Source organism: Glaesserella sp., from assembly GCF_041817755.1.
Classification (GTDB): Bacteria; Pseudomonadota; Gammaproteobacteria; order Enterobacterales; family Pasteurellaceae; genus Glaesserella.
The window spans coordinates 35,722-45,619 of record NZ_JBGYBX010000047.1; the positions used below are offsets into that span (position 1 = coordinate 35,722).

Annotated in this window: 9 protein-coding genes; 2 read left to right on the forward strand and 7 right to left on the reverse strand. The window is 44.2% G+C overall.

All coding sequences use genetic code 11. The features are described 5' to 3' along the window. Window positions 1–24: 24 nt before the first annotated feature. From ACEYKX_RS06875 to ACEYKX_RS06905, 7 genes are all read right to left on the reverse strand, one after another. Window positions 25–1,080: an AI-2E family transporter gene (locus ACEYKX_RS06875; RefSeq protein WP_373767251.1), complete on the reverse strand. Its 1,056-nt coding sequence runs from the start codon at window positions 1,078–1,080 to the stop codon at window positions 25–27. 87 nt (window positions 1,081–1,167) lie between these two features. Next, the gene (locus ACEYKX_RS06880) at window positions 1,168–1,539 is read right to left on the reverse strand and encodes a cytochrome b562 (protein WP_373767250.1); all 372 of its coding nucleotides are present in this window, start codon (window positions 1,537–1,539) and stop codon (window positions 1,168–1,170) included. A gap of 81 nt (window positions 1,540–1,620) precedes the next feature. Beyond that, window positions 1,621–2,841: a beta-ketoacyl-ACP synthase I gene (fabB, locus tag ACEYKX_RS06885; RefSeq protein WP_373780670.1), complete on the reverse strand. Its 1,221-nt coding sequence runs from the start codon at window positions 2,839–2,841 to the stop codon at window positions 1,621–1,623. A 154-nt stretch (window positions 2,842–2,995) separates the two neighbouring features. Next, window positions 2,996–4,294 carry an adenylosuccinate synthase gene (gene purA / locus ACEYKX_RS06890; RefSeq protein WP_373767248.1) on the reverse strand — a complete coding sequence of 433 codons (1,299 nt, stop codon included), beginning with the start codon at window positions 4,292–4,294 and terminating at the stop codon, window positions 2,996–2,998. Between the two features lie 136 nt (window positions 4,295–4,430). Further along, on the reverse strand, window positions 4,431–5,318 hold the full coding sequence (hflC, locus tag ACEYKX_RS06895; RefSeq protein WP_373767247.1) for a protease modulator HflC: 888 nt from the start codon (window positions 5,316–5,318) through the stop codon (window positions 4,431–4,433). A gap of 2 nt (window positions 5,319–5,320) precedes the next feature. Further along, window positions 5,321–6,538, reverse strand: a complete 1,218-nt coding sequence (hflK, locus tag ACEYKX_RS06900) for an FtsH protease activity modulator HflK (RefSeq protein ID WP_373767246.1) — start codon at window positions 6,536–6,538, stop codon at window positions 5,321–5,323. Between the two features lie 95 nt (window positions 6,539–6,633). Then, complete coding sequence (locus ACEYKX_RS06905; RefSeq protein ID WP_373767245.1) at window positions 6,634–7,719, reverse strand: MBL fold metallo-hydrolase; 1,086 nt, start codon at window positions 7,717–7,719, stop codon at window positions 6,634–6,636. 172 nt (window positions 7,720–7,891) lie between these two features. Between ACEYKX_RS06905 and ACEYKX_RS06910 the strand changes: the two genes are divergently transcribed. Continuing rightward, a complete protein-coding gene (locus ACEYKX_RS06910) occupies window positions 7,892–9,196 on the forward strand; it encodes a nucleobase:cation symporter-2 family protein (RefSeq protein WP_373767244.1) in 1,305 nt (434 codons plus the stop codon). A gap of 117 nt (window positions 9,197–9,313) precedes the next feature. Next, window positions 9,314–9,628 carry a thioredoxin gene (gene trxA, locus ACEYKX_RS06915; protein WP_373767243.1) on the forward strand — a complete coding sequence of 105 codons (315 nt, stop codon included), beginning with the start codon at window positions 9,314–9,316 and terminating at the stop codon, window positions 9,626–9,628. Window positions 9,629–9,898 lie beyond the last annotated feature (270 nt).

The following is a 9,898-nucleotide window of genomic DNA, read 5'->3' on the forward strand; positions in this document are numbered from 1 at the left end:
GGCATCCTGATTTTTTTATCGTACTTATTGATGATTTTGCTCTTCCGCCACATCCCCCAATAATCCGGCATAATGAACCGTTTTCCGACTGGATTCCAGGGCGATTTTCAGTACCATCGTTAACGGAACGGACAACAGCATACCAACCGTACCGAGCAGCCATCCCCAAAACAATAAAGACAAAAACACCACCAAGGTAGAAAGCCCCAAAGTTCGTCCCATCATACGCGGTTCCAACACATTGCCGATCACCATATTAATCGCAATCACCCCTGCCGCAACACCTAATCCGACGGAGAATCCGTTAAGCAACAATGCCTGCACCACAATCGGCACTCCGGCAATAATGGAACCGATATTCGGAATGTAATTCAGCAGAAATCCCAAGGTTCCCCATAACACCGCATATTGCACACCGGCAAGTTCGAGTAATAACCAAATACAGGCGCCGGTTAACAGACTAATAAAGGTTTTAACGCCTAAATAGCTGATCACGCCTTGTAACACTCGGTTAATATGACTTTCGTTTGATGCCACATCTTTATGATTACCGCTCATGGCTAAGGCTAAACGATGTTTGGCGATAGGCGCTTCCAACAACATAAAAACGACCACCAACAATAACACAAAAATATTCGTCACCACGCCGGAGAAACTCAGCAATAATCGACTGACATAATTCATGATAGCGCTCGGATCAAAATGTTCCAAGATGCCGTCTCTGGAAATCTCTATCGGGATATTCCATTTTTGAGCCAGTTGCGACAACGTGCTGATTCGTTCTGACAACAATACTTTATATTGCGGAATGGATGCCGTGAATTCTCTCACCGTACTATTAATCAAACCGGCAAGAAAAAAGAAAATAACGACAAACAGCACAAATAGCAAGGTAATCGCCAACCACTGCGGAATTTTACGATCCGTCATAAATTTAACGATTGGCGAACAAATAATCGCAATAAATAATGATAACAAAAACGGAATGACAATTTCCGCCGCTAATTTGACCCCGGCTAAGATCACCACAACCGCAGCCGTTGCCACCAAAATTCGGGTTAATGAAGAAGTATTTTCCATTATCTTTTCTCTTATCGGATGAATACAAGCGGTCGGTTTTGCGAAACTTTTTGCAAAAAAATCATGAAAACCGACCGCTTGTTTCAGTTATTTATATTCGGTGTGATACATTTTTTTCAACTGATTCAACTTGGTTGCCGTCGCTTTCGCTTCTTCAAGTTTACCTTGCTCTGCTAATGATTTCGCTTCGGTAACGACATCAATAACTTCCTGCATTCCTTTCTGATAGCCGCCCAAACGCGCCTGATCATCCTTCAAACTTTTCGGTACCGATCCTTGTGCCGTTTTCGCTGCACTCAGGAATTTATCCGCACTTTGTTGAAATGCTTCTGTTGAATTCGCATTCAACAATTGTCCCACTTCACGATTCATTTGGAACATTTCCATCGACACATTCGCTGCCGCCGTGACTGAAATTGCCATACCGCATACGGCAATGAGCTGTTTTAATAATTTCATCTTTGCTCCTATAAAAAAGACGCGAGGTATCAACCACCCCACGTCTTTATAACAAATTTAACCGGATAATCAAGCGACCGATTAACCTTTATATTTTTGGAATACTAAGCACGCATTGGTTCCGCCAAAACCGAAACTGTTAGACATCACGGTCGTTAAGGCTTTGTCTTGACGCTCAGTGACAATATTCATGCCTTCCGCTTGTTCATCCAATGTTTCGATATTAATGCTTGGTGCAATAAAATCATTGTCCAACATGATAAGCGAATAAATGGCTTCGTGTGCGCCGGCTGCACCGAGCGAGTGACCGGTCATGGATTTGGTTGATGAAATTGCCGGTGTTTTACCCGCAAAGACGTTTCTGATTGCGCCGAGCTCTTTCACATCACCGACCGGCGTTGAGGTACCGTGTACGTTGATGTATTCGATGTCACCGTCCACCGTTGCCATCGCCTGCTTCATACAACGCTCCGCACCTTCACCGCTTGGCGCCACCATATCATAACCGTCGGAAGTCGCACCGTACCCGACGATTTCCGCATAGATTTTCGCACCACGGGCTAATGCATGTTCTAATTCTTCCACTACTACAACAGCACCACCGCCTGAAATGACGAAACCGTCACGGTTTGCATCGTAAGCACGAGAAGCTTTGGTCGGCGTATCATTGTATTTGCTTGAAACGGCACCCATCGCATCAAACTGCGTTGCGCCTTCCCAACACAACTCTTCCGCCCCACCGGCAAAAACAATATCCTGTTTACCCAATTGGATGAGTTCCATCGCATGACCGATACAGTGTGCGGAAGTTGCACAAGCCGAACTGATTGAATAGTTCACGCCACGAATTTTAAACGGGGTTGCCAAACATGCCGATACGCTTGACGCCATGGTTTTTGTTACCGCATAAGGTCCGACTGCTTTTACGCCGCGAGGGCTACGAACCGCATCGCAGGCGGCAACTTGCCAACGCGCCGAACCGGTACCCGCACCGATAACCAAGCCGGTACGTTCATGAGAAATGTGTTCTTCCGTTAAACCTGAATCTTCAATCGCTTCTTTCATTGAAAGATACGCATACGCTGCCGCATCGCCCATAAAACGGAAAATTTTACGGTCAATTAACTCTGCCGGATTTAATTTGATTGTTCCCGCAACTTGGCTGCGCATCCCTGCTTCCGCAAAGCTAGGAACAAATTCAATACCGGATTTCCCTTCACGTAACGAGGCTAAAACTTCTTCCTTATTATTATTGCCGATACTTGAAATGATGCCTAAACCGGTAATTACAACTCTTTTCATTCTTTTTCCTCTGAGTTTATTGTTTAGATTAAAAAAGCTTATCTATTCTACCCGATTTCACTACAGGTAAGAACCTTTTAATACTGACAAGTGGTCAGATCTGAATAACATTTTGCATATAAAAATACCCCCTATATACAGGGGATATGACGGGTTATGCGGCAAACGGATCACGCAGAATCATCGTTTCAACCCGATCCGGACCGGTTGAAAGGATATCGACCGGCACACCTAATACTTGTTCAATGCGTTTGATATAGTTGATTGCATTTTGCGGTAAGTCTTCTAACTTCGTGACGCGGAAGGTATTTTCTTTCCAACCCGGTAACGTTTCATAGATCGGTTCGACGCCTTCCCAATCCGCTGCGGCAAGCGGTGAATATTCGACAATGTCACCATTCGGCAATTTATACGCCACACAGATTTTTAATTCGTCAAAACCGTCCAATACGTCTAATTTGGTCATACAGAAACCGGAAATCGAATTGATTTGGATCGCGCGACGCACGGCAACGGCGTCAAACCAACCACAACGGCGCGGACGACCGGTGACCGCACCGAACTCATTTCCTTTGCGGGCAATTTCTGCGCCGATGTCATCGAACAGTTCCGTAGTAAACGGACCTGAGCCGACACGGGTACAATACGCTTTAATGATACCGAGAACATAATCAAGGTTACGCGGACCGAAACCCGAACCGGTCGCTACACCGCCTGCAGTCGTATTGGAACTGGTGACAAACGGATAAGTACCATGGTCAATGTCTAACATGGTCCCCTGAGCGCCTTCAAATAAAATGTTGTCGCCATTGGCTCGGGCTTTATGCAAGAGCGTCGTGATGTCGGCAACCATACCGGTGATAATATCCGCTACGGCAAATACGTCGTCTAACGTTTTTTGGTAATCGACAGGCTCGACTTTATAATAGTGAACAAGCTGGAAATTATAGTATTCAAGAATTGTTTTCAGCTTTTCGGCAAAGCTTTCACGATTAAACAAATCGCTGACACGCAAACCGCGACGAGCCACTTTATCCTCATAAGCCGGACCGATACCACGCCCTGTCGTACCGATTTTGTTTTTGCCTAACGCAGCTTCACGGGCATGATCCATCACAACGTGATACGGTAAAATTAACGGACACGCTTCGGAAATTTTTAAGCGATCGCGCACATTAATTCCACGAGATTCCAATTCGCCCATTTCTTGCATTAAAGCGGATGGTGAAAGCACGACGCCGTTACCGATTAAGCAGGTCACGTTTTCACGTAAAATCCCTGACGGAATTAAGCGTAACACGGTTTTTTCACCGTTAATAATCAAGGTATGACCGGCATTATGCCCGCCCTGATAGCGCACTACGTATTTCACACGATCCGTTAACAGATCAACGATTTTACCTTTCCCTTCGTCACCCCATTGAGCGCCGAGAATTGCAACACTTTTACCCATATAAAAAAACCCTCGAGTTAGTTAGGCTAACGCAGATCATTTTGCAAAATATTATGCAAAAGTGACCGCTTGTTTAATCCATATTCATGAATAATACATAAAAAAGACCCGAAGGATTCGGGTCTTACAGATACAGTTATTTTGTCGGTGCTTTCATAAAGCGGAAGAACTCGCTGTCCGGTTTCAGTAACATCATATTATTTGAACCTTCGGCAAAGCTTTCTTCATAGGCTTTTAAACTACGCACGAAACGATAAAATTCAGGCTCTTTGCTGAATGCTTCCGCATAAATTCGAGCGGCTTCCGCATCGCCGTCCCCTTTCAGTGCTTCCGCGGTTTTATTTGCATTCGCCAAAATCAGAATCACTTTTCTATCCACATCCGCTCGGATAAATTCCGCTTTTTCTTCCCCTTGAGAACGATGTTCACGGGCAACCGCCGCACGTTCGGCCTGCATACGCTGATAGATCGACGAAGACACTTCATTCGGTAAATTGATTTGTTTCACTCGTACATCAACCACTTCAATACCCAGTTTTTCCGAACCGTCTTCACCGTCACTCAATGCTTTTTGGGCACCTGCCATCAATTCACCGCGCGAACCGGAAACAATATCCTTAATCGTACGGGAACCGATTTCCGAACGTAAACGGTCATTAACCTTACGACGTAACAGATCCGCCGCTTTTTGGTAATCGCCCCCGGTTGCGGTGTAGAATTTGCCGAAATCGCTGATTTTCCATTTCACATAAGAGTCAACAAGCAAATCTTTTTTCTCTACCGTTACAAAGCGATCTTCTTGACCGTCGAGCGTTTGAATACGGGCATCCAAGGTTTTAAGCTGATCGATAACGGGCACTTTGAAGTGCAGCCCCGGCTCATACACTTTGACTTTGTTATCCGCATCACGCTGAACTTTATTAAAACGCAACATAATGCCGCGCTGACCTTCTTGCACAACGATGACCGATTGGTACACGACAAACGCCAATACCGCCAATACGGGTAATAAAAATCTACGCATGATTAAAATCTCCCTTTACGAACTGATTCCGGTTGTGGTTGTACCGGTGCTGGCGATGTTGATGGTACGGAGGGCACCGATTGAACCTGCGGCGGTTCAGCTTTTTCAGGTGCCGCAGACGGTGTCGGTTTTGCCATCAGTTTATCTATCGGTAATACGGTTAAATTATTGCCGTTTTCACCGTCCACCATGAGTTTCGGGGTATTCTTCATCACTTTTTCCATGGATTGGATATATAAACGTTCACGGGTTACGTCCGGCGCCGCTTTATATTCCGGCAGTAGTTTAGTGAAACGCTCCACTTCCCCTTTGGCATTTAGCACAACCTGCTCTTTATAAGCGTTTGCTTGCTCTAAAATCCGTTGTGCCTGACCGCGGGCAATCGGTTCTTGACCGCGCGCATAGGCTTCCGCTTCACGAATCAAACGTTGTTCATCTTCCTGCGCTTTAATGGCATCGTCAAATGCGGCTTTAACTTCTTCCGGCGGGCGGGCATATTGGAAGTTAACGTCGGTCACTAACAATCCCATGTTATACGTTTTAATAATATCACGTAATGTACTCCACGTTCTTTCACGTACAACCGCACGTCCGGTGGTTAAAATATCATCCATCGTCATGTGACCGATTACATAACGTAATGCGCTGTCCGTCGCCTGTTTTAAGCTATCGTCCGGACTGCTGACACTAAAAAGATACTTCGCCGGATCTTCAATACGATATTGTACGGTCATTTCAACCAACACCATATTTTCATCTTGCGTCAGCATGGAACCGTTGGTTTTTAACTCCATCACACGCTCAATATTTACCGGCGTGACCTGATCAATAAAAGTGGGTTTCCAGTTTAAACCCGGTAGTACAATCTCGTTTAATTTCCCGAAACGGGTAACCACGCCACGTTCCGCTTCTTGGATGGTATAAAAACCGGAAGCCCCCCAAACGACGGCACCCAGCCCTAAAATCATCGGTAAAAATTTACCTAATGCCGAGAACGAAGAACCACCATGATTATGATTTGAACCATTCCCGTTTCCCCCGCCCATTTTTTTCAGCAGATTATTAAATACTTCTTCTAAATCAGGCGGTTGTTGCTCTGATTGTTTATGTTTAGATTCTTGTTCAGGCTGCTGACCGGAGCCTTGTTGTTCTTGTTCAGGCTTTTTCTGCCCCGGTTTTCCCCAAGGATCTTGCTGATTGCCTGATTCATTCCACGACATAATTCTCTCCAAAGAAAAATCACTGTACATTTTGAAAAATGTAAGCTTCGGATTGTACCGATTTGAACTGCTTTTGGCTAGGTTGAATGTAAAAATTATTTAACATCTAACCACCAAGACGTTGTTTTCGTCTCTTTATCAAAAACTTGCCCCAAAAGCGGAGTCACAACACCGATACCTCGCTGTTTTACCAAAGGGAGACTCTCTTTCACAGGTTCATCCCACGGGTGAAGCGCCAACGGATATGCTCCCCAGTGCACCGGCATAAATCTCTTGGCATTCAAAAGACTAACCGCATCGGCGGTTTGCTGAGGTAATAAATGGTTATCTATCCATACCGGGTTATACTGACCGTTTTCAACTAACACAAGATCAAAATAGCCAAACCGTTGTGCGATTTGTTTAAATTGGGAACCGTCTCCCCAAGAAGTATCGCCGGAATAATAAATTTGTTCCGTCGCACTTTTAAGCACATAACCCGCCCATAATGTTTTATTGCGATCAAACAATCCCCTCGCCGTATTATGCCTTGCCGGAACGGCAAACACTTCAACATCCGCCAATTTCACCGATTGCCACCAGTCCAGCTCTTGAATACGATCTTGAGTTACGCCCCATTTTTGCAACAATACCCTCATTCCAAGCGGTACGATAAAGCGTGTTTTTTGCAAAACATAATGACGCACTACCTCTTCATCTAAATGATCATAATGATTATGGCTATAGATAATAACGTCTACCGGCGGCAATTCATCTATGCCCGCAGGGGGAGGCTGAAAACGTTTCGCCATGATCGGAATCGGAGAAGCATATTCTGCAAAAACCGGATCGATAAAAATCGTCTGAGCACCGCTTCTGACTAATAATGAACTGTGCCCGAACCAAATAAATTTCATTTGCTCGCTCGGTGTAAGAAAGGCTGAAAAATCCGGTTTTTCAACAGGTAATGGTAACGCAGGAGCAAATTTTTCTCCATCTACAATCATTTCCCATAAATTGCCGTACAATTTACTTTTATCCATCTCCCCATCGGGAACAATATTAAAAAATTGCTGTTGTTGAGCCGAATAGTGATCACTCTCTTGATAAATCGGGTAAGAATCCGGATAAAGCCAATAGGCGGCTGCACTCACAATCACAATTGGAAGGAAGAGATATTTTTTAAAAAACGTTTTCATCATATAAAAAATCATAGTTAACGAGCTACACGATATGTTGATAAATTCTTTAATTTCAAGTCATTGATATACCGATCTTTAAAAATTTACAGTTCACCTCACCAAAGCAATCGTTTGCTTAACTACTAAAATCCCGTATAATCCGTCCTCTTTTATTTCATTCTCTGTTTCATATATGCAAAAACTACTCTATCCTGTTGATTCCAAACCGCCTTTTGGCTTAACGCTTTTACTCGCCGCACAACATCTGTTAGCCGCACTTGGCGGTATCATTGCCGTTCCGCTGGTTTTAGGAGCCGTATTAAAATTACCGACGGAAGATACGATTGTATTGGTTAACGCTGCATTACTGATTTCAGGCGTGGTCACCATTATTCAATGTCAAGGTGTCGGACCGATCGGTCTACGTTTACCGAGTGTAATGGGTACAAGTTTTACTTTCGTTGCCGCCGCCATTGCCATTGGTTTTGAGCACGGTGTTGCAGGCATTTTAGGCTCTTCATTAGTCGGCTCGCTTGTGATGATTATCGGCAGTTTTTTTATGCCTTATGTACGTAAATTATTTCCTCCGATTGTCACCGGCGTAGTCGTGATGATGATTGGTTTAAGCCTTGTCCCTGTTGCGGTGGATTGGTTTGCCGGCGGCCAACGTGGCGATGCCCATTATGCGGATCCGGCCAACCTTGCCATGGCAACCTTCGTTTTAATTGTGGTGGTAGGCTTAGTGCAATGGGGAAAAGGTATTTTCTCTGCTGCGGCAATCGTGATTGGAATTATGGTTGGCTATGTAGTCGCTTTAACGCTTGGCTGGATCAACTTTGATAGCGTCCGAAATGCCGATATCGTTGCAGTACCTCAACCGCTTCACTTTGGCTTGAGCTTCCCGCTTGCCGGTATCATTGGAATGAGCATTGCTTACCTTGTCACTATTGTAGAATCCAGCGGTAATTTCTTAGCGCTAGGTAATGCGACGCAAACCGAAATTACCGGTAAACACTTACGCGGTGGTGTATTATGTGATGGGCTAGGTTCTGCTCTTGCGGCAATTATGTCCACCACACCATTTTCATCATTTTCACAAAATATCGGCGTAATCTCTTTAACCGGTGTAGCTAGCCGTTATGTCGTCACCGTTATGGGCGTTTTACTTGTTCTTGCCGGCATATTCCCTGTGTTTGGAGCTTTAATTGTATCGATTCCGATGCCGGTTTTAGGCGGCGCAGGCTTAATGATGTTTGCCATGATTATTGCCGCAGGTATCCAAATGTTGGATAAAATAGAACGCAGCAAACGTAACGGTTTGATCATTGCGATTTCAATCGGATGCGGCTTGGCTGTCACCACACGCCCTGAATTACTCGATAAACTACCAAGCTTCGTCAAAGAGATTTTTGGTTCAGGTATTACTGTCGGCTCACTATTGGCCTTGATATTAAACTTAGTGCTACCTGAAGATAAAACGAGTAACACGAAAGAGTAATTACTTTAATCGACAAAATCTTACTTGATATTTTATCGATTTATCCCTATCTTGTGTTCATCTTAACGCCTCCCGGTGTGAGGCGTTTTCTTTTTTCATTTAAAATAGGAGAAATTTATGAGTACAGTGATTCACACAACGGATGCAACATTTGCACAAGACGTTTTAAAATCGGATGTACCGGTATTATTAGACTTTTGGGCACCATGGTGCGGCCCTTGCCGTGCAATCGGTCCTGTATTGGATGATTTGGCCGCTCAACTGGGTGATAAAGCTCGAATTGTTAAAATGAATGTAGACGAGAATCAACAAATTCCAGCACAATTCGGTGTACGCAGCATCCCGTTCTTAGCCATTGTGAAAAACGGTGAAGTCGTCGCTCAACAAGTTGGCGCTCAAAATTTACCGGCATTTTTAGAAAAACTAGCATAATCTTTCATACCATTTATAGAGAAAAAGAGCGAAAGATTCATCTTCTCGCTCTTTTCTTTATCTAATCTTTCTTCTTTACTAAATAAACCATAAATTCAGTAACCACATGCTATCCTATTGGCGTAACCCCCAACATTTGCAAAATTCCCCCGCAATCCGACCGCTTGTCAGCCTCATTCTTCTCTTCTTTTCTTCTTCTGTTTCATTACTTTCGCAAAATAAAAAAAACCGCAAGCTATCTCTAACTTGCGGTTTCTCTCGTATTAAAAC